This window comes from Ralstonia condita, assembly GCF_958405655.1.
Classification (GTDB): Bacteria; Pseudomonadota; Gammaproteobacteria; order Burkholderiales; family Burkholderiaceae; genus Ralstonia; species Ralstonia condita.
The window spans coordinates 162543-183904 of the sequence record NZ_CATYWO010000003.1 but is presented as its reverse complement, the minus strand read 5'-3'; the positions used below and the strand labels follow the sequence as shown (position 1 = coordinate 183904).

Annotated in this window: 17 protein-coding genes; 11 read left to right on the top strand and 6 right to left on the bottom strand. The window is 65.9% G+C overall.

Features of this window, described 5'->3' with window-relative positions; genetic code table 11:
• The first annotated feature begins 120 nt into the window (after positions 1-120).
• Entirely contained in the window at positions 121-2751 is a 2631-nt protein-coding gene (locus R2N03_RS12555; protein ID WP_316657977.1) for a DNA topoisomerase III, read from the top strand.
• A 73-nt stretch (positions 2752-2824) separates the two neighbouring features.
• Here the strand turns inward: R2N03_RS12555 and R2N03_RS12550 are convergent, their stop codons facing one another.
• Positions 2825-3763, bottom strand: coding sequence for a LysR family transcriptional regulator (locus R2N03_RS12550; protein WP_316657976.1), 939 nt, complete (start codon positions 3761-3763; stop codon positions 2825-2827).
• A gap of 456 nt (positions 3764-4219) precedes the next feature.
• Between R2N03_RS12550 and R2N03_RS12545 the strand changes: the two genes are divergently transcribed.
• A complete protein-coding gene (locus R2N03_RS12545; RefSeq protein WP_316657975.1) occupies positions 4220-5908 on the top strand; it encodes an AMP-binding protein in 1689 nt (562 codons plus the stop codon).
• A gap of 35 nt (positions 5909-5943) precedes the next feature.
• Here the strand turns inward: R2N03_RS12545 and rodA are convergent, their stop codons facing one another.
• The 5 genes from rodA to R2N03_RS12520 form a co-directional block, all read right to left on the bottom strand.
• Positions 5944-7095 (bottom strand): rod shape-determining protein RodA, encoded by a 1152-nt coding sequence (rodA, locus tag R2N03_RS12540; RefSeq protein WP_428984403.1) that lies wholly within the window; start codon positions 7093-7095, stop codon positions 5944-5946.
• Positions 7096-7118: 23 nt separating this feature from the next.
• On the bottom strand, positions 7119-9524 hold the full coding sequence (gene mrdA, locus R2N03_RS12535; RefSeq protein ID WP_316657974.1) for a penicillin-binding protein 2: 2406 nt from the start codon (positions 9522-9524) through the stop codon (positions 7119-7121).
• Positions 9525-9546: 22 nt separating this feature from the next.
• Positions 9547-10059, bottom strand: a complete 513-nt coding sequence (gene mreD / locus R2N03_RS12530; RefSeq protein ID WP_316657973.1) for a rod shape-determining protein MreD — start codon at positions 10057-10059, stop codon at positions 9547-9549.
• Between the two features lie 15 nt (positions 10060-10074).
• Positions 10075-11112, bottom strand: a complete 1038-nt coding sequence (mreC, locus tag R2N03_RS12525) for a rod shape-determining protein MreC (RefSeq protein WP_316657972.1) — start codon at positions 11110-11112, stop codon at positions 10075-10077.
• Between the two features lie 209 nt (positions 11113-11321).
• Positions 11322-12365 carry a rod shape-determining protein gene (locus R2N03_RS12520; protein ID WP_316657971.1) on the bottom strand — a complete coding sequence of 348 codons (1044 nt, stop codon included), beginning with the start codon at positions 12363-12365 and terminating at the stop codon, positions 11322-11324.
• 499 nt (positions 12366-12864) lie between these two features.
• Here R2N03_RS12520 and gatC point away from each other — a divergent pair, with 499 nt between their 5' ends.
• From gatC to R2N03_RS12475, 9 genes are all read left to right on the top strand, one after another.
• The gene (gene gatC, locus R2N03_RS12515; protein WP_316657970.1) at positions 12865-13164 is read left to right on the top strand and encodes an Asp-tRNA(Asn)/Glu-tRNA(Gln) amidotransferase subunit GatC; all 300 of its coding nucleotides are present in this window, start codon (positions 12865-12867) and stop codon (positions 13162-13164) included.
• A gap of 89 nt (positions 13165-13253) precedes the next feature.
• Positions 13254-14741, top strand: coding sequence for an Asp-tRNA(Asn)/Glu-tRNA(Gln) amidotransferase subunit GatA (gatA, locus tag R2N03_RS12510; protein WP_316657969.1), 1488 nt, complete (start codon positions 13254-13256; stop codon positions 14739-14741).
• Positions 14742-14782: 41 nt separating this feature from the next.
• Positions 14783-15265: a hypothetical protein gene (locus R2N03_RS12505; RefSeq protein WP_316657968.1), complete on the top strand. Its 483-nt coding sequence runs from the start codon at positions 14783-14785 to the stop codon at positions 15263-15265.
• The gene (locus R2N03_RS12500) at positions 15211-16218 is read left to right on the top strand and encodes a dienelactone hydrolase family protein (protein WP_428984402.1); all 1008 of its coding nucleotides are present in this window, start codon (positions 15211-15213) and stop codon (positions 16216-16218) included. The genes R2N03_RS12505 and R2N03_RS12500 overlap by 55 nt, the downstream gene beginning before the upstream one ends.
• Positions 16219-16295: 77 nt before the next feature.
• Entirely contained in the window at positions 16296-17762 is a 1467-nt protein-coding gene (gatB, locus tag R2N03_RS12495) for an Asp-tRNA(Asn)/Glu-tRNA(Gln) amidotransferase subunit GatB (protein ID WP_316657967.1), read from the top strand.
• A gap of 14 nt (positions 17763-17776) precedes the next feature.
• Positions 17777-18463, top strand: a complete 687-nt coding sequence (locus R2N03_RS12490; RefSeq protein WP_260803820.1) for a DUF484 family protein — start codon at positions 17777-17779, stop codon at positions 18461-18463.
• 14 nt (positions 18464-18477) lie between these two features.
• Positions 18478-19464, top strand: a complete 987-nt coding sequence (gene xerC, locus R2N03_RS12485; protein WP_232041571.1) for a tyrosine recombinase XerC — start codon at positions 18478-18480, stop codon at positions 19462-19464.
• Positions 19465-19503: 39 nt separating this feature from the next.
• Positions 19504-20697, top strand: a complete 1194-nt coding sequence (locus R2N03_RS12480) for a class I SAM-dependent rRNA methyltransferase (RefSeq protein WP_316657966.1) — start codon at positions 19504-19506, stop codon at positions 20695-20697.
• A 78-nt stretch (positions 20698-20775) separates the two neighbouring features.
• Positions 20776-21294, top strand: coding sequence for a metal-dependent hydrolase (locus R2N03_RS12475; protein ID WP_316658190.1), 519 nt, complete (start codon positions 20776-20778; stop codon positions 21292-21294).
• Positions 21295-21362: the final 68 nt, after the last annotated feature.

Sequence of the window (21362 nt, the reverse complement as noted above, 5' to 3'; positions counted from 1 at the left end):
GGTGGCACTTGAAAGTCGGCCCGCGAAGCCATAAGACTCTACAGAACCCACGCGAATGGTCGCTATAGATGAGCGACCTCTTGTTTACCAGATTGCTTGCGATCGTCAGGATCCGCTCACATGTCCAAGGCTCTCATCATTGCCGAAAAACCGTCGGTCGCCGCTGATATCGCGCGCGCGCTGGGTGGCTTCACCAAGCACGACGAGTACTTCGAGAGCGACGACTACGTCCTCTCGTCGGCGGTTGGTCACCTGGTCGAGATTGCCGCGCCGGATGAATACGAAGTCAAACGCGGCAAATGGAGCTTCGCGCATCTGCCCGTGATCCCGCCGCACTTTGACCTGCGCCCGATCGCCAAGTCGGAATCACGCCTGAAGGTGCTGACGCGCCTGATCAAGCGCAAGGACGTGACCAGCCTGATCAACGCATGTGACGCGGGGCGCGAAGGTGAATTGATCTTCCGCCTGATCGCGCAACACGCCAATACCAAGCTGCCGATCCAGCGGCTGTGGCTGCAGTCGATGACGCCGCAATCCATCCGCGATGGCTTTGGCAAGCTGCGCAGCAACGAAGACATGATGCCGCTGGCCGATGCCGCCCGCTGCCGTTCCGAGGCCGACTGGCTGGTCGGTATCAACGGCACGCGCGCCATGACCGCGTTCAACAGCAAGGGCGGCGGCTTCTTCCTGACCACGGTGGGGCGCGTGCAGACGCCTACGCTGTCGATCGTGGTGGAGCGCGAAGAGAAGATCAAACGCTTCGTCCCGCGCGATTACTGGGAAGTGCGCGCCGAGTTCATCGCCGCGGCCGGCCTGTACGAAGGCCGCTGGTTTGACCCGAAATTCAAGAAGAACGAGTTCGACCCCGAGCAGCGCGATTCGCGTCTGTGGAGCGAGGCCGAGGCCAAGAGCATCGTGGCTGCATGCCGCGACAAGCCGGGCTCGGTGACGGAAGAATCGAAGCCCTCGACGCAGATGTCGCCGGCATTGTTCGACCTGACCAGCCTGCAGCGCGAGGCCAACGGCCGCTTCGGCTTCTCGGCCAAGAACACGCTGGGCCTGGCGCAGGCGCTGTATGAAAAGCACAAGGTGCTGACCTACCCGCGTACCGATTCGCGCGCGCTGCCCGAAGACTACATGGGCACGGTCAAGCAGACGCTGGACATGCTGGGCGAAAGCTCGCCCAACTACCTGACGCACGCGAAGAAGATCCTGGCCAACCAGTGGGTCAAGCCGAACAAGCGGATCTTCGACAACAGCAAGATCAGCGATCACTTCGCCATCATCCCGACGCTGCAGGCGCCGAAGAATCTGTCGGAGCCCGAGCAGAAGCTGTACGACCTGGTGGTGCGCCGCTTCCTGGCGGTGTTCTTCCCGGCGGCCGAATACCAGGTCACTACGCGGATTACCGAGGTGGCCGGGCATCACTTCAAGACCGAAGGCAAGGTGCTGGTGAACCCGGGCTGGCTGGTCGTGTACGGTCGCGAGGCGCAGGGCGAAGATGCCAACCTCGTGCCCGTCGCCAAGGACGAGCGCGTCAAGACGGACAAGGTCGAGCCAGTGGGCCTGACCACCAAGCCGCCTGCGCGCTACAACGAAGCGACGCTGCTCTCCGCCATGGAAGGCGCCGGCAAGCTCGTCGACGACGACGCGCTGCGTGAAGCCATGGCCGGCAAGGGCCTGGGCACGCCAGCCACGCGCGCGGCCATCATCGAAGGGCTGTTGACGGAAAAGTACCTCGTGCGCGAAGGCCGCGAGCTGATCCCGACGGCCAAGGCCTTCCAGCTGATGACGCTGCTGCGCGGCCTGGGCGTGGAGGAACTGACGCAGGCCGAGTTGACCGGCGGCTGGGAGCACAAGCTTTCGCTGATCGAACGCGGTCAGCTGGAGCGCGACGAATTCATGCGCGAGATCGCGCAGATGACGCAGCAGATCGTCAAGCGCGCCAAGGAATACGACAGCGACACCATCCCCGGCGACTACGCGACGCTTTCCACGCCGTGCCCGCAATGCGGCCACGTGGTCAAGGAAAACTACCGCCGCTTCGCCTGCAGCCACTGCGACTTCTCGATCAGCAAGATCCCGGGTGGCCGCCAGTTCGAACTGGACGAGGTAGAAGAGCTGCTGACCAACAAGACCATCGGCCCGCTGCAGGGCTTCCGTAGCAAGATGGGCCGTCCGTTTGCGGCCATCCTCAAGCTGGCGCAGGAAGACGGCCATTGGAAGATGGAGTTCGACTTCGGCCAGAACGACGAAGACGACGGCGAGCCGGTCGATTTCTCTGGCCAGGAAAGCGTCGGCCACTGCCCGAAGTGCAACGGCAGCGTCTACGAGCACGGCCTGAAGTACGTGTGCGAAAACGCCGTGGCGCAGCCCAAGACGTGCGACTTCACCACCGGCAAGATCATCCTGCAGCAGGAGATCAGCCGCGAGCAGTTGGCCAAGCTGCTGACCGAGGGCAAGACGGACCTGCTGACCGGCTTCAAGTCGGCGCGCACGGGCCGTAACTTCAAGGCGTTCCTGGTCAAGCAGCCGGACGGCAAGATCGGCTTCGAATTCGAGCCGCGCGGCGAAGGCAAGGGCAAGCCCGGTGCCAAGACCGCGGCGAAGAAGACGACGGCTGCGGCCAAGACGCCTGCCGCCAAGAAGGCACCGGCCAAGACCGCGAGCAAGACGGCCGCCAAGAAAGCCCCGGCGCGCAAGAAAGCTTCAGAGGCCGAGGCCGACGAGGAAAGCACCAGCGAGACCTGAACGCGGTTTCGCCGGTACCAATGCAAACGGGAGGACAGTGTCCTCCCGTTTGCGTTGACACAACGTGCGACGATTACGCGGCTTCGCTCAGCGTGCGGCCCGCGCGGGCTTCGCTCTGCTTGACCTCCGTTGCCTGGGCGAGCATGTAGTCGATGAACGTGCGCACCTTGGTCGGCAGGAACTTGCGGCTTGGGTACACCAGCGACAGCGAGCGCTGCGGCAGCTGGTATTGCGGCAGCACGCGCACCAGGCGGCCCGATTCCAGGTCCGGCCGCGCCATGTACGACGAGAGCACCGCGATCCCCATGTCGGCCAGGACCGCGCGGTGCATCAGTTCGGCGTTGCTGGTGACGAGCGAAGGCTGCACGGGCACGGCGATCGACTGACCGTCGGGCGTGCTCATCTCCCACTCGTGCCGCAATTGCGGGTGCCACATGGCAATCACGCGGTGCTCGGCAATGTCTTCGGCGCGCATCGGTGTCGAGTGCTGTCGCAGATAGGCGGGCGTGGCGGCCATGACCATCTCGGCCGAGATCATGCGCCGCGCCACCAGGTGCGACCCCAGGCCCAACTCCGAGACCATGATGCCGACGTCACGGCCGTCTTCGACAATGTCGATGGGCCGATCGGACAGCGCCACGTCGAACGTCACCTCGGGATAGAGCTGCTGAAAGCGCGCGAGCAGCATCGGCAGCACGTGCAGGCCGAACATCACTGGCGCGACGATACGCAGACCTCCCACCAGCGCCTGGCTGCGCGAGGTCGCCAGCGATTCCGCTTCGTCAATGTCGAGCAGAATCTGCTGGCAGCGCTGAAGATAGGTTTCGCCCACGTCGGTCAGCGACAGACTGCGCGTGGTGCGGTTGAGCAGGCGCGTACCAAGGTGCGCCTCCAGGTCGGCGACGTAGCGCGTGACCACGGCATTGCTCATCGCCAGATGCTGGGCCGCCCTGGCGAAGCTGCCGAGCTCCACCACCTTGGAAAACACCCGCATCGATTGCAAACGATCCATTCCTGCCCCTCACTTAATTTGTTGTCAAAAATAGAACAAATCCGTCGTGGCGGCAAATATTTAATGTCGACGCAAGCAATTTACTTGTGAGTGGCAATCAAAGAAGGTGAGCGCCCGCTCCGGGGCAGTGCGCGGGCCCATATGCGTTGCATGGGGTCGGCTGGGCTGGCGGACGCTGACATCCAACTTCTCACCGATTGACGTTGCAACGGGTTTGCGTCGAAACTGTATACCGTACGGTAGATTTTCGTGTTTTGCCTTGAACAGGATCACGTTCGATCCCGATTTCCAGTGGAACGGAGTTTTGCGCAAATCGAATGGAGCGGTGCCCGCAGCGCCCCGTCATACTCAGAGCATGGTTGCCACGAAACCCCACCTGCATGAGCGCCCCGGCACGAGGGCAGCCATCACGGCCGCAGGCTCGCCCCGCGATGTCGACGGCCGAGGAGACACCATATGACCATCCAGAACCGCGAACCGGTCCACTACCTGGCGGGCGAGATGCCGCTGCACCGGTATTGCGCGCTGCACGCCCAGCAGACCCCCGAGCGCATCGCCCTCCTGTGGTACGGCCGCACGATCTGCTGGCGTGAGCTCGATCAGCTCTCGACGCGCCTGGCGGTGCAATTGCAACGACTGGGCGTCGCGCGCGGCGACCGCGTCGCACTGTTTCTGCAGAACTGCCCGCAGGCCATCCTTGCGCATCTGGCGACCGTCAAGCTGGGCGCCATTGTCGTGCCGTGCGGTCCCTTGTCCCGCCAGCACGAGTTGCGCGACCAACTGGCCGATTGCGGCGCCAAGATTCTGGTCGCTGCGGCCGACCTGATGCCGATTGTCGAGGCTGCGCGACCCGGCACCTCGGTCGCCACCGTCATTACCACCCGCTATGCCGATCTGCAGCCGGCGCAGCCGGCGTGCCGCAAGGCGCTGGCCGTGCCGCCGGAGTTGATTGCTGCCGATGCTTCGTCCGCGCCGCCGCTCAGGAACAAGGCGGGCGCCCCCCTCCTCGACCTGATGCAACTGCTGGCCGAGCCGGTGGACGTGGCCGAGCGCAATGCCGTGGCGGCCATCACCGTCGATCTCGACGAGGTGGCGTTGATGGTCTACACATCCGGCACCACCGGGCGCCCAAAGGGTGCCATGCTCACGCACCGCAACGCGCTGTATAAAACGGCCGTGACCGTGCAGGTCAGCGGCATCCATTCCTCGGACGTGATGCTCGCGGTGGCGCCGCTGTCGCACATTGCCGGCATGCTGATGGGCATGAATGTCATGCTCTATTCCGGCGCCACGACGATCCTGCTCTACCGCTTCGACCCGCTGGCCGTGCTGCAGGCCATCGACCGCTATCGTGTCACGCGCTGGTACAGCATGACGCCGATGAACCTGGCGGTGATGGCGCATCCGGACGCTGCGCAGTACCGCATGGAATCGCTGGTCGCCAACCCATGCACCAGCTTTGGCGTAACGCTCACCGAGGCCATCGCCGAGAGATGGCGCGCCTTTGCCGGACCGCAGTGCCGGATCTACGAAGCCGCATACGGCCTGTCGGAAACCCACACATGTGATGCCATTACGCCTGCCAACGCCCCGCGCTGGGGCTGGCACGGCAAGATCGTGCCGCAGACCGAGATCCGCATTGTCGACCCGCACACGGGCGACGAGCTGCCGCCCGGCCAGTCCGGTGAGATCACCATTCGCGGTCCCGGCGTGTTTCGCGGTTACTGGCAGCGCGACGAGGCGACGCGTGCCGCCTTGCATAACGGTTTTCTGCGCACGGGCGATATCGGCCAGGTCTCGCCCGACGGCTATCTGCAATGGCAGGGCCGTATCAAGGAGATGATCAAGGTGTCGGGCTACAGCGTGTTTCCCGAAGAGGTTGAATCGCTGCTGTCGCGACACCCCGGCATTCGCCAGGTGGCCGTGACCCCGATGCCCGACCCCGACAAGGGCGAAGTCGTCTGCGCGCACGTGGTGCCCATGGGCGGTACGACGCTTACCGAGGCCGAATTGATCGCATGGTCGCGCGACAACATGGCGCCATACAAAGTGCCCCGCCGCGTGAAGTTTCACGATGCGCTGCCCGCCACGGCCACGGGTAAGGTGCTGCGGCGCCTCCTGCGCGACGAGGCGGTTGCCGCCTGAAAGTACAACGGCCGCCAACCCTGGCGGCCGTGCTGTCAGGTCTGGACGAAGCGTTTCTGTCGGGCGATGCTCATCAGGATGCCGATGCCCATGCCTAGTGTGACGAGCGCCGTGCCTCCGTAGCTGATGAGCGGCAGCGGCACGCCCACCACCGGCAGGATGCCGCTCACCATGCCCATGTTGACGAAGGCGTAGGTGAAGAAGATCAGCGTGATCGACCCCGCCAGCAGGCGACCGAACAGCGTACCCGCGTTGGCCGCGATGAAGAGCCCACGCAGGATCAGCAGCAGGTACAGGAACAGCAGGATGGCGTTGCCGACCAGCCCGAACTCCTCCGAATACACCGCGAAGATGAAATCGGTGTGCTTCTCGGGAATGAACTCAAGGTGGGTCTGCGTACCCTTCAGCCACCCCTTGCCCGTGACCCCGCCCGAGCCGATCGCGATGATCGACTGGATGGTATGGAAGCCCTTGCCGAGCGGGTCGGTGGTCGGGTCAAGCAGTGTGCACACGCGGTGCTGCTGGTAATCGTGCAGGATCGGCCAGTTCACGCCCGGCGCACAGATGCGCGACTCGAACGACACCACCAGCGTGATGGCCGTCACCGCAATCACCAGCACCGGCACGATCAATCGCCACGACAGGCCGGCAAAGTAGATCACGTAGATGCCGGCAGCGAGCACCAGCAGCGCCGTGCCCAGGTCCGGCTGCTTGGCGATCAGGCCCACCGGAATCACCAGCAGCACGGCCGCTGCCAGGTAGTCATACCAGTGGATCACGCCCTCGCGCTTCTGGAAGTACCACGCCAGCATGAGCGGCATGGCGATCTTCATGATTTCGGAGGGCTGCACCACCACGCCGATATTGAGCCACCGCCGCGCACCCTTGCGGATGAGCCCGAACGCCGCCACGCCAATCAATAGCGCCACGCCGACGGTGTAGAGCGGCACTGCAAAGCGCATCAGCGTCTGCTGCGGCAGGTTGGCGATGATCCACATCAGCACGAATGACAGCAGGATGTTGCGGACCTGGTCTTCCACCCGTCCCGGCATGTCGATGGCGGCCGAGTACAGCGCGACCAATCCCGTGCCGAGCAGCAGAAAGACGATCAGCGCAAGCGGGCCATCGAAGCCGGTGAAGAGCGATTTGACGACGTTGAATAGGCGGCGCTTGTCCAGTTTGTCCATGGCGTGATCCTCAAGCGCAGATATCAGGGCGCAGCCGGCTTGGCGGCCGGTTTCTGCGCGGGCTTCGATGCCGGCCTGTTGCCCGGCTTGGCATCCTTCGCACCCTTTGGCGTGGTGGCGGGCGCCGGAGCCGGCGCGGCTGCGCTGCCACGTCCGCGCGGTGTCAGTTCGGGCGCCGGTTGGGCATGCGACAGGGCTTGCAGCACCTGGGCGTCCAGCGTGGCCGGGGCGACAGCCTCGGCGCTGGTGCCGGCCTCGCGCAGGGCCGGCGCCACCAGATCCGGCGACAGCGGCGGCGCGCTGCGCGTGGCGCCCGTTGCCACCGACGAGGCGGCCGGCGCTGAAGCGGCGGCCACGGCGCTCGAGGCGGGCGCTGCCACGCCCGACGCCGCAACCACCCCGGACGCCACCTCTGCAGCCGCCTGCGGCGCAGCCGTCGCGCTGGCGATGGTGGCCGTCTTGCCGGTGGAGAACACGCTCGGCGTATCCACCGGCGGTTGCGGCTGGGGCTTCGGCGCGGTGGCGGCCAGTTCGGCCGGCCACTTGCCGGTCAGGTAATAGTCCATGACCGCACGTGCAATTGGCGCAGCCGATGCGGCACCGAAGCCGGCGTTCTCCACGATGAGCGCCAGGGCGATCTTCGGGTGATCCGCCGGTGCAAAGGCCTCGAAGAGCGCGTGGTCGCGCTTGTTCTCGGGAATGGCGTGGTGGTTGTACTTTTCGTTCTTGCCCAGCGAGTACACCTGCGCCGTCCCCGTCTTGCCTGCCGACACATACTGCGCGCCGATGAATGCCTTGGCAGCGGTGCCCGTCTGGTTCACGCCGACCATGGCGTGCTTGATCACGTCGATGTTCGATTGCTTGAGCGGGATGCGGTAGCTCTCCGTGGGCACGGTCAGCGCGCGGGATTTGCTGACCGAATCCTCGACGGCCTTGACCAGATGGGGCTTCATGACCACGCCGTTGTTGGCGAGTGTCGATACCGCATGCGCAAGCTGCAGGATGGTGAAGTTGTTATACCCCTGGCCGATGCCCAGCGAGATGGTTTCGCCGTCGTACCACTTTTGCTGTTCGGGGCGCTTGTAGGCTCTGCGCTTCCAGTCGGTGGAGGGCAGGATGCCGGTGCGCTCGCCTTCGATGTCGATGCCCGTGATCTGTCCGAAGCCGAAGGGCTTCATGAAATCGTGGATGGCGTTGACACCCATGTCGTTGGCGAGCCGGTAGTAGTACGTGTCGCACGACATCACGATGGAGCGGAACATGTCGACCCAGCCATGCCCGCCCGGCACGTCGTCGCGGAAGGTGTGGTTGCCCAGCGTGAACGAGCCGGGGTCGGCCATGCCCCACTGCGGCGTGCGCTTGCCCAGCTCCAGCGCGCCCAGCGCCATGAAGGGCTTGTATGTCGAACCCGGCGGGTATGTGCCGCGCAGCGGACGGTTCAGCAGCGGTTTGTCGGGCGAATTGTTCAGTTCGTTCCAGGTGGCGCTGTCGATGCCCTCGATGAACAGGTTCGGGTCGAACGTCGGCTTGGAGACAAAGGCGAGGATGTCGCCGGTCTCGGGCTCGATTGCCACCAGCGCACCGCGGCGATTGCCGAAGAGCTGCTCGGCCAGACGCTGCAGGTTGATGTCGAGCGACAGGATCAGGTTGTTGCCCGGTGTCGCCTGCGAGGTGGACAGCGTGCGGATCGGCCGCCCGCCCGCGCTGACCTCCACCTCTTCGTAGCCGGTCAGGCCATGCAGCTCCGTCTCGTAGCTTTGCTCGATCCCGACCTTGCCGATGTATTCCGTGCCGCTGTAGTTGTTGGAATCCTTGCGCGGGTCGTATGTGACGCCCGGCTGGCTGTTGGCGTCGCTCATGTCGTCGATGCGTTCGAGATCGCGCTCGGAGATGCGGCCGATGTAGCCGATCACGTGCGACGCCGATTCGCCCAGCGGGTATTGGCGGAACAGCCGCGCGTGCACGTCCACGCCCGGAAAGCGGAAGCGCTGCGCCGAGAAGCGCGCGACTTCCTGGTCGGTCAGCTGGCTGCGGATCGGCAGGCTTTCGAAGCTGCGCGCATCTTCCATCAGGCGCTTGAAGCGGCGGCGGTCGCGCGGCTGGATGTCGACCAACTGGGCCAGCTGATCGATGGTGTTGTCCAGCGTGTCTTGCAGCTTGGACGGCGTGATCTCCAGCGTGTATGCCGAATAATTGCGCGCCAGCACCACGCCGTTGCGGTCCATGATGATGCCGCGGTTGGGCTCGATCGGCGCCACCGAGATGCGGTTGTCCTCGGCCTTGGCCGAGTACTGTTCATGCTTGATGGATTGCAGCCAGAAGAAGCGCGCCAGCAGCAGACCGAAGCAAACCAGCACAAACAGCGCCGCCGCCGCCAGCCGCAGGCGAAAGCGCGACAGCTCCTGTTCGACGTTACGGATTTCGGTCATGCCGGACTAACAGCGAGATACATCAGATCGGGCGCGTCTCATCGACGCTCTCCGGACGGCGTTGCGGCGCGAGCAGGAAGGCGTTCGCGAACGGCCAGAGACCTGCCTCGATCAGCGGGGGGAGGATGACCTGCCAGTCCGGCAGGTGCGCGCCCATCAGCAGGCGGATGACGATCGGCACGGCGTGCGCCAGCACCAGCAGCGGCAGCACGTGCAGCGCCTGCGACAGCACCGAGAACCACAGCACGCGCCGGTGGATGGTGATCGCAAAATACGACAGCAGCGTGTACGCCATGGCGTGTTCGCCCAGCAGGCGCGCCTCGTGCACGTCCATCAGCAGCCCGAGCAGAAAGGCCACCACCATGCCCACGCGGCGCGGCTGGTGGATGTTCCAGAACACCAGCACCAGCGCCACCAGATCGGGAATCCACTGCATGTGGCCCCACGGCATCAGGTTGAACAGGAATGCCAGCACGAAGCTGAAAGCGATGAAGCCGGGATTCACCGGGCGCAGCAGGTATTGCGGCGAGTTCATGAGCGATGGCCCCGCTTAGCGTTTTGGCGCTGGATCGGTATCCAACGGATTGCCGTCGGCGTCGGTCGGGCGCGGCGGCGTGGTGTTTTCATCGGCAGCCGGCCCCGGTACCGCGGCTTCGGCGGCGGCGCGTGCCGCCCGCTCTTTCTCTTCGCGCGCATCGCGGGCGGCGTTCTTGCCCTTGGCGGCGGGTGGCGCAGGCTCCATCGGCGGCGGGAAGCCCGATTCGTACTTCACGATCAGCAGGTGCCGGTTGCTGCGGATGCCAGCGACCGGCTCACAGGTCACGCGCGAGAACGCGGTGTCGGCCCTTCGCTCGATCTGTGAAATGCGCGCGACCGGCAGGCCTGCCGGATAGACGCCATCCAGCCCGGACGTCACGAGCAGGTCGCCCTGCTGCAGATCGGCCGAGGCCGCCATGAAACGCAGGTCCAGCGCGCCCGGGCGAGCGCCCCCGAAGGCCACGCTGCGCAGGCCGTTACGTACGACCTCTACGGGAATCGCCTGGTCCTTGTCCGTCAGCAAGGTCACCTGGGATTCGAAGAGCGACACGCGCGTGATCTGTCCCACCACGCCGCGATCGTCGATGACGGGGTAGCCGGCGCGGATGCCGTCCTTGGAGCCGCGATCGATCACGATGCGCTGGGTATAAGGATCACGCGCCTCGTAAAGAACCTCCGCCGCCACCGTCGGCACGGCTGCGTGCTGCTGCAGGTTCAGGAGGGTGCGCAGGTTGCGGTTCTCGGCTTCAAGCTGGGACGCGCGCAGCGACTGCTGGGCCTGGGCGACGGCCGACTCGCGCAGATTGCGGTTGTCCGCTGCCAGCTTGGTGGACGACTGTGTGTAGTCGAGTACCGCGCGCGCCGTATCACGCGGAATCAGTACCAGGCGCTCGACCGGGTACAGCACCACCGACACGACCTGCCGGACCACGCTGAGCACCGACATGCGGGCGTCGATCACCAGGAGCGCAAGCGCAAGCGCAAGCAGGGCGACCAGCCGCGCCGTGGCGGACGGGCCCTGCTTGAAGAGGGGCGGCGGGGAGTAATCCATGACCCGGACGCTTCAAATGGGCACGGCGGGCGCGCGATCGGCCTGCCGGCGACAGATTGGGTGTGGCGCTGGTGCGGTGCGGTGGCCCGTGGCGGGCAGAGCGCGGCGCACCGGCGCAAGACGCATCTCAGCGGTCCGCGAAGGCCGTTGGCGCGACCGTAAGCACGGCCACGAAAGCGAAACGCGGATGCGCGTGGTCCATGGTCCCGTTATTCGTACGAGAAGATGCTGCCGAGCTTGTCCATGCGTTCGAGCGCCATGCCGGAGCCGCGCACCACGCAGGTCAGCGGGTCTTCGGCCACCAGCACCGGCAGGCCGGTTTCTTCGGCCAGCAGGCGGTCGAGGTCGCGCAGCAGCGCGCCGCAGCCGGTGAGCATCATGCCGCGCTCGGCAATGTCGGCACCGAGTTCCGGCGGGGTTTGTTCCAGCGCGATCTTCACCGACGAGACGATCTGGTTCAGCGGATCCGTCAGCGCTTCCAGGATTTCGTTGGACGACACCGTGAAGGCACGCGGAATGCCTTCCGACAGGTTGCGGCCCTTCACTTCCATTTCGCGCACTTCCGAACCCGGGAAGGCCGAACCGATTTCCTTCTTGATGGCTTCGGCGGTCTGTTCGCCGATCAGCATGCCGTAGTTGCGGCGGATGTAGTTGACGATGGCCTCGTCGAACTTGTCGCCGCCCACCCGGACGCTGCCCTTGTAGACCATGCCGCCCAGCGAGATGATGCCCACCTCGGTGGTGCCGCCGCCAATGTCCACCACCATCGAGCCCGACGGCTCCGACACCGGCAGGCCGGCGCCAATCGCGGCAGCCATCGGCTCTTCAATCAGGTACACCTGCGACGCGCCGGCGCCGAGCGCCGATTCGCGGATGGCACGGCGCTCGACCTGGGTCGAGCCGCACGGCACGCAGATGATGATGCGCGGCGACGGACGCAGCAGCTTGCTGTCGTGCACCATCTTGATGAACTGCTTGAGCATCTGCTCGGTGACGGTGAAGTCGGCGATGACGCCGTCTTTCATCGGGCGGATGGCCTCGATGTTGCCCGGCACCTTGCCGAGCATCTGCTTGGCTTCCTTGCCCACCGCCTGGATGGTCTTCTTGGCGCTCGGGCCGCCTTCCTGGCGAATCGCCACCACCGAAGGCTCGTCGAGGACGATGCCCTTGTCGCGGACGTAGATCAGGGTGTTGGCGGTGCCGAGGTCGATCGCGAGATCGTTGGAGAAATAGCTGCGCAAAAAGCCGAACATCGAATGAATCCTGTTTTTCGAGTCATGGGCGGGTCAGCGGCAGGATCACGGCGCAAGGGCTGCACCAACGCACAGACCACGCATGGCTGTGCCATGCGGTCCGATCCTGCTACTGCGCTCCCGGGAATGTCGCGGGCTCCGTGGTAGTCGGCGGTACAGTGCCTTGGCACTGATCATCCTGCCGGAGTGAGCCGCCCGGAGAGGGCGGCCCCAAGGAACCTTTGATTAAGTGTCGCCAGATGCTGATGGCGCGGCTGCCGGGAGGTTCCCGGGCACTTAATCAGAGGGTCCGTGGCTTCACGAAGTCGCCTGCTGACTTAGAAATTTAGTCGGCAATCATACCTTATAATTCGGGCACTCTGCGGGTATTCGGCGGGCTCTTGGCTCCAAATTTGCGGGCGATCGGCGCCATCACGGCGCACCCCGCGCGCAGTGGTCGCCGCTTCCCGCCATTTGCGCGCCGCATCCTGCCCGCCGCCGCACTCACTGACCCACTCCGATGGCACTCGAACTTTCCGACGTCAAACGCATCGCCCACCTGGCCCGCATCGAAGTCTCCGATGGCGAAGCCGCGCAGACCCTCGCGCAACTCAACCAGTTCTTCTCGCTGGTCGAGCAGATGCAGGCCGTGGACACCACGGGCATCGAGCCGATGGCGCACCCGATCGAGCAGGTCCAGGTGCAGGCGCAGCGCCTGCGCGAGGATGCCGTCACCGAGCCCGACCGCCGCGCCGACTACCAGCAATGCGCTCCCGCCACCGAGGCGGGCCTTTACCTCGTGCCCAAGGTGATCGAGTAAGTCGCACAACGGCGCGTGTGCGCCCGACTTGACCCTTCCCGCATTTCGACGTCGCCGGCCGCTGCCGGCAGCCTATCCGAACGTATTCGATGACCGCATCCACGATCAAAGCCCTGTCTGCCCAACTCGCCGCCAAGGAGGTTTCGGCGGTCGAACTGGCGCGTCACTACCTGTCGCGCATCGAGGCCCGGGCGGACCTCAACGCCTTCACCCATGTCGATGCCGAGGCAACGCTCGCGCAGGCGCAGGCCGCCGATGCGCGCATTGCTGCCGGCAACGCCGCACCGCTGACCGGCGTGCCGATCGCGCACAAGGACGTGTTCGTCACGCGCGGCTGGCGCGCCACGGCGGGCTCCAGGATGCTCGCCAACTACACGAGCCCGTTTGACGCCACGGTGGTCGAACGCCTGGGCGCGGCGGGCATGGTGACGCTCGGCAAGACCAACATGGACGAGTTTGCGATGGGCTCCTCCAACGAGAATTCGGCCTTTGGCGCCGTCAAGAACCCGTGGAGCGTCGAGCACGTGCCGGGCGGTTCGTCGGGCGGCTCGGCGGCGGCGGTGGCAGCCGATCTGGCGCCCGCTGCAACGGGGACGGACACGGGCGGTTCGATCCGCCAGCCGGCATCGTTCTCGGGCATCACGGGGATCAAGCCGACGTACGGCCGCGTGTCGCGCTACGGCATGATCGCCTTCGCCTCGTCGCTGGACCAGGGCGGCCCGATGGCCCGCACAGCCGAAGATTGCGCGCTGCTGCTGTCGGCCATGGCCGGCTTTGACCCGCGCGATTCCACCAGCCTGGAACCCGGCCGCGGTGGCGACGTGGAAGATTTCAGCCGCCTGCTCGGCCAGCCGCTGCAGGGCGCCGATGCCGCGCGCCCGCTGGCCGGCCTGCGTATCGGTCTGCCCAGAGAGTATTTTGGCGAAGGCTTGGCCGACGACGTGCGCGCCGCCGTGCGCGCCTCGCTGGCAGAAATGGAAAAGCTCGGCGCCACGCTGGTCGACATCAGCCTGCCCAAGACCGAGCTGTCGATCCCGACGTATTACGTGATCGCCCCGGCCGAGGCTTCGTCGAACCTGTCGCGCTTTGACGGTGTGCGTTACGGCCACCGCGCAGCCGAGTATCGCGACCTGGCCGACATGTACCGGAAGACGCGAGCGGAGGGCTTCGGCTGGGAGGTCAAGCGGCGCATCCTGGTCGGTGCCTATGTGCTGTCGCACGGCTATTACGACGCTTATTACCTCCAGGCGCAGAAGATCCGCCGCATCATCGCGCAGGATTTCCAGAACGCATTCGCGCAGTGCGACGTGATCATGGGCCCCGTCGCCCCGACCGTTGCCTGGAAGATCGGCGAGAAGAGCGATGATCCGGTGCAGATGTACCTCGAAGACATCTTCACGCTGTCGACCAGCCTGGCGGGCCTGCCGGGCATGAGCGTGCCGGCCGGCTTTGGCGCCAACGGTCTGCCGGTTGGCTTGCAGATCATCGGCAACTATTTTGAAGAGGCACGCATGCTGCAGATCGCGCATGCGTTCCAGCAGGCGACCGACTGGCACAGCCGCCAGCCCGCCGCCTGATCTGGCGCACCGGCGCATTCGCAGCACGGCAGGAGGCACGCATGAACCTTCGCATCCGCAACGCATTCGGGCTGGCGCTTGCCGCCGGCCTGCTGGCGGCGTGCGTGCCGATTCCGCTGCCTTCGATTCCGGGCATCAGCCGCCCGTCGAAGCCGCCGCCGATCTCCGACCGACGCATCGACATCAACGGCTACTGCAGCCAGACCGAAGAAGACGGCTTCCGCGAGCAGGCGACGCTCACCGTGGCCGACAACAACGTCAGCGCCTTGCACTGGCAACTGTGGGTGGGCCGGCGTGGTTCGTGCCAGTTTGATCTGTCGACCCTCCAGCAGACCAAGCGCAGGCCGAGCATCGAGTTGCACGAGCGTGGCGGCAATTGCGAGCTGATGGTCTGGCAGGACCCGCGCCGCGTGACGCTGGCGCACGCCAATTGCGAAGCGCATTGCACGCCCGGCATCTACGACGAGGCATGGCCGGTCATGTTCGACCCGCAAACGGGCCAGTGCGCCCGCAACGCCCGGTGATCCGCGCATCGCTTCGCGTGCTGGCGGTGTTCGCAGGCGCCCTGGCGCTGCATGTCGCCGCCCAGCCGGCGCCCGACGCGCTGCCTGAAATGCCGGCTGCGCCTGCGCCCTCGGGGGCGGAATTGGGCGTGCGGACGGTGGAAATTCCGCGCGCGTCGGCCAAGGATGCGGAGGGCGCTCCGCAAACGCTGACGGCCTATTGGTTTGCGCCGCATGCCAAGGCACCCGCTGGCGGCGCGCCGGCCGTGATTGCACTGCATGGCTGCAGCGGGCTGTACACGCCTGCCGGCGCCGATGCGAGGGCGCTGGGCTCGCGTTACCGGGGTTATGCGCAGTGGCTGAGCGCGCGTGGCTATGCGGTGTTGTTTCCGGACAGCTTTGGCCCGCGCGGCAAGCCGCACGGCATTTGCACGGAGCGCTATGCTGCGCGCGGCATCAATGGCGCGGTCCGGCGCGCGGACATCCTCGCTGCGATTCGCTGGGTCGTCGCGCAGCCGGAGGTGGACGCCCGCCGTATCGTACTGCTGGGGTGGTCTAACGGCGCGCAGGCCGTGCTCGACGCAGTGGACGCAAGCCGAGCGTGGCCGGCGGGTACCCCGCTGGTGGATCGCGCCGTGGCGTTTTACCCTGGGTGCGCGTCGGCGCAGAAGCGGCCGGACTATCGGCTCAACGCGCCGTTGCTGCTGCTGGCCGGCGGCAACGACGACTGGACCCCGGCCGATCACTGCCAGGCGCTGCAGACCGCCGTGCTGGCCCGGCAGCCGCAGGCGCGTTTCGAGCTGGACATGTTTGGCGGCGCGTATCACGGCTTTGACGGCACGGCTGCAGTCAAGGAGCGCAATGGCATCCCGAAGGGGCGTCGCTACGGAACGGTCACGGTCGGCGGCGATCCGGCAGCGCGCGAAGCGGCCTTTGCCAAACTCGCGGCGTGGCTCGATGCGCCGCACCCCTGATCGCAGCGACGCAAGAACACCTGAATACCTGAGTACCTAGACATTCACACCACAACAATCGACAGGACACACGCAACATGCAATGGGAAGTGGTGATCGGCCTCGAGACGCACACGCAGCTCTCGACGGTCTCGAAGATTTTCTCCGGCGCGTCCACCGCCTTTGGCGCGGCGCCCAACACGCAAGCGGCGCCGGTTGACCTGGCGCTGCCGGGCGTGCTCCCGGTGCTGAACAAGGGCGCCGTCGAGCGTGCCATCGTGTTCGGCCTGGCCATTGGGGCCAAGATCGCGCCCAAGAGCATCTTCGCGCGCAAGAATTACTTCTACCCCGATCTGCCCAAGGGCTACCAGATCAGCCAATACGAGATTCCGGTGGTGCAGGGCGGCACGCTGACCATCCAGGTGGAAGGCAAGAACGGCCAGCCCGGCTATGAGAAGACCGTGCAGCTTACGCGAGCGCACCTGGAAGAAGATGCGGGCAAATCGCTGCACGAAGACTTTGCCGGCATGACCGGCATCGACCTGAACCGCGCCGGCACGCCGCTGCTGGAAATCGTGACCGAGCCCGACATGCGCAGCGCGGCCGAGGCCGTTGCTTACGCCAAGGCGCTGCACGCACTGGTAATGTGGCTGGGCATCTGCGACGGCAACATGCAGGAAGGCAGCTTCCGCTGCGACGCGAACGTGTCGGTGCGCCCGGGGCCGGATGCGCCGTTCGGCACGCGCTGCGAAATCAAGAACCTCAACTCGTTCCGCTTCCTGGAAGAGGCGATCAACTACGAAGTGCGCCGCCAGATCGAGCTGATCGAGGACGGCGGCACCGTGGTGCAGGAAACCCGCCTGTACGATCCGGACCGCAAGGAAACGCGCTCGATGCGCAGCAAGGAAGACGCGCAGGATTACCGCTACTTCCCCGATCCCGACCTGCTGCCGCTCGTCATCGGCGACGACTGGATCGAGCGTGTGCGCGCCACGTTGCCCGAGCTGCCGGCCGCCATGGCCGCACGCTTCGAGTCGGCCTATGGCCTGCCGAAGTACGACGCCAGCATCCTCACCGCCACCAAGGCGACGGCTGCGTATTTCGAAGCCGTCGTGGCGGATGCGGGCGCCGCGAACGCCAAGGCCGCGGCCAACTGGATCATGGGCGAGGTTGCCTCGAACCTGAATCGCGCCGACCTGGACATCGACGCCGCACCGGTCAAGCCTGCGCAACTGGCCAAGCTGCTCGCCCGCATTGCCGACGGCACGATCAGCAACAACACCGCGAAGAAGGACGTCTTCCCCGCCATGTGGGCCGGCGAACACGGTGGCGATGCCGACGCGCTCATCGCCGAGAAGGGCCTGAAGCAGATGTCCGATTCGGGCGAGCTGGAGAAGATCATCGACGACGTGCTGGCGGCCAACGCCAAGTCGGTCGAGGAATTCCGCGCCGGCAAGGAGAAGGCATTCAACGCGCTGGTCGGCCAGGCCATGAAGGCCACGCGCGGCAAGGCCAACCCCGCGCAAGTCAATGATCTGCTGAAGAAGAAACTGGGCGCAGCCTGATGAGCACCTCCACGATGAACGCACAAGACGTCGCCAACTACCTGCAGGCGCATCCGGCCTTCTTTGAAGAGCACGCCGAGCTGCTGGCCGCCATCCAGCTCACCAGCCCGCACAGCCACCGCGCCGTGTCACTGCAGGAGCGCCAGATGGAAATCCTGCGCGACAAGAACAAGCACCTCGAGCTCAAGCTGTCGGACCTGATGCGCCACGGCAACGAGAACGACCGCACGCAGCAGCGCGTGCACGCGTGGACGACGCGCCTGCTGGGCGAGGCCGACACGCATGCGCTGCCGTATGCCGTGCAGGATGGCCTGCGGGAAATCTTCGACGTGCCGGCTGTGGCGCTGCGCGTGTGGCAGGTCGGCGAAGAATTCGCGCACCTGGAAGTTGCGCAGGGTGTGAGCGAGGAAGTGCGCCTGTTTGCTGCGGGCCTGCGTGCGCCGTATTGCGGCGCCAATGCGGGTTTTGAAGCCGCCGGCTGGTTGGATACGTCGGACAGCGGCGAGCCCATCGAATCGCTCGCGATTGTGACGCTGCGCGTGCCGGTGCGGGGCGATGCCGATGCCAGCGCTGCGCCGGCATTCGGCCTGCTGGTGCTCGGCTCGCCGGACGCCCGCCGCTTCCATGACGGCATGGGCACGACCTACCTCGCGCAGATCGGCGAACTGGCCGCTGCCGCGCTCAATCGCCTGCGCGACTGAGCGCAGCCCACCGTATGCCGCACTCTGCATCCGCCGATGACCATGGCGCACAGCCGCCACATCCGCAGATTGCGGCGTACCTTGACGCACTGAAGTTCGAGCGGCAGCTCTCGCCGCACACCCTCGAGAGCTACACCCGCGAGCTGGCCGTGCTGCAGCGCCTGGGCGCGCAGCACGCTGCCAACGTCGATCTCACGCAACTGCAGTCGCACCATATCCGCCGCATGATGGCGCAGCTGCATGGCGACGGTTTGTCCGGCCGCAGCATTGCGCGGGCGCTGTCGGCGTGGCGCGGCTGGTTCAAATGGATGGCGCTGCGCGATGCCGCCGTCACCGCCAATCCCGTCGACGGTGTGCGCGCGCCGAAGAGCCCGAAGCGGTTGCCGAAAGCGTTGTCCGTCGAGCAAGCTGTCGCGCTGATGGAGCAACTGCCCGGCGACGATGCCGAGACCGTCCGCGACCGTGCCGTCAACGAGCTGTTCTATTCGTGCGGACTGCGGCTCTCCGAACTCGTCAGCCTGGATATGCGCCACGTGAAGGCCGGCGCGTATGAATCTTTGAGCTGGCTCGATCTGGAGGCGCGCGAGGTGCAGGTGCTCGGCAAGGGCAGCAAGCGGCGCACGGTGCCGGTCGGCACCAAGGCGGCCGAGGCGCTGGCCGCATGGCTGGCGGTGCGCGAGCAACTGGCCAAGCCGGACGCGGCACCCGAAGACGCGCACGCGCTGTTTCTCTCCCCACGCGGCAAGCGGCTGGCGCAGCGGCAGATCCAATTGCGCATGAAGCGCAACGCCATCGCGGCGGGTGTGCCGGCGGATGTGCATCCGCACGTGCTGCGGCATTCGTTTGCCACGCACATGCTGCAGTCGTCGGGCGATTTGCGCGCGGTGCAGGAACTGCTCGGCCACGCCAGCATTGCGAGCACGCAGGTTTATACTTCGCTCGATTTTCAGCACCTGGCCAAGATCTACGATCAGGCGCATCCCCGCGCAAAAAAGAAGTAGCGCATTGCCCGAGCCTTCGGGCGCCCCATCCCCAGTCGTATGCAAACCCTGATTCTGAAGCCCGGCAAGGAGCGCTCGCTGCTGCGCCGGCACCCGTGGATTTTCGCCAACGCCATCGATCGCGTGGAGGGCAAGCCGGCCTCCGGTGCGACCGTCATCGTGCGCGCACACAATGGCCAGTTTCTGGCGCGCGCCGCGTTCAGCCCCGTCTCGCAGATTCGCGCGCGCGCGTGGAGCTTTGATGAAGCCGAGCCCGTCGACCACGCGTTCTTCAAACGCCGCATTGCCGCCGCCGTGGCGTACCGCCGCGCGTGGGTGCACGACACCGACGCCGTGCGCCTCGTCATGGGCGAAGCCGACGGCCTGCCCGGCCTGATCGTCGATCAGTACGGCACCGGGGACGCGGGCCAGCTCGTCTGCCAGTTCAGCGCCGCGGGCGTGGAGCACTGGAAGCAGGCGATCGTCGCCGCGCTCATCAAAGAGACGGGTTGCCCGAACGTCTACGAACGGTCGGACGTGAGCGTGCGCGAGCGCGAAGGCCTGGAGCAGATGACCGGTGTGCTGGCCGGCGCCGAGCCTGCTGCAGACCTGTCTGCTACCGAGCACGGCGTGCGTTATTACGTGGATGTGCGTGAAGGCCACAAGACGGGCTTCTACATCGATCAGCGCGACAACCGCGCGCTGGTCGGCGCCTTGGCGCGCGATCGCGATGTGCTGAACTGCTTCTGCTATACCGGCGGGTTTTCGCTGGCGGCGCTCAAGGGCGGGGCGCGTTCGGTGGTGTCGATCGACTCGTCGGGCGAGGCGCTGGCGGTGGCCGAGCGCAACGTCACGCTCAACGGCTTCGATCCGGCGCGCGCCGAGTGGTTGGATGCGGACGTCTTCAAGTCGCTGCGCAATTTCCGCGCGGAAGGCCGCCAGTTTGACCTGATCGTGCTGGATCCGCCCAAGTTTGCGGCGTCGGCGCAGCAGGTCGATCGCGCGGCGCGGGCATACAAGGAGATCAACCTGGTCGGCATGCAGTTGCTGCGCCCGGGCGGCCTGCTGTTCACGTATTCGTGCTCGGGCGCGATCGACGCCGACCTGTTTCAGAAAATCGTCGCGGGTGCGGCGGCCGATGCCAAGGTGACGGCGCGCATCCAACGCAGGCTGGCCGGCGGCTTGGACCACCCGCTGCTGACGAGCTTTCCGGAAGGCGAATACCTCAAGGGCCTACTGCTGCAAGTCGGCTAGCAATTTGTCGCAATTTTTGGCTTGTCCCGGCAAGCCTGCATTGCGAAGATGCGGTCCTTCGTTTTCCGCATCACGTCGATGGCATCCAATGCAGCCCATCACGCGACGGGCTGGGCGGCCGGTCTGATTGCCGCCGCCGCCGTCGCACAGGCTTCCCATACATCTCTCGAACATCTTGGCAGCCTCCTGGCGTTTTGCGCGGCGGTTGCGGGCAGCACCGCGCCTGACTGGATGGAGGTGGCCTGGTGGACCCGTGCGCGCCGCCTCTGGATCACGCACCGCACCGCCACCCATTGGGGCATTGGCTGGATCGCGGTGCTTGTGCTGTCGTATCACGCGTTGGGCCATGCGCACCTGTGGGCGCCGCTGCTGTTCGGCTTCGCCTGTGGCGGGCTGATGCATCTGCTGGCGGATTGGCCCAATCCGTTGGGCGTGCCCTGGATCTGGGGGCGCCATTCCCTGAACTGGTGGAAGAGCGGCCGCTGCGACCTGATCGTGGTGACGCTGGCGTGGGTCGCCGCATGCTGGCTGGTGCGGCCGCTGTGGGTGGCGACGGCCACGCGGGTGGTGGGTTGGTTTGCCCACCAAGCGCGATGAGCCTGCCGGCTCGGCATTGTCTGATGGAAGCCGGGCCCGCGAACGACTAAGTTGGAACCGCCGGACGC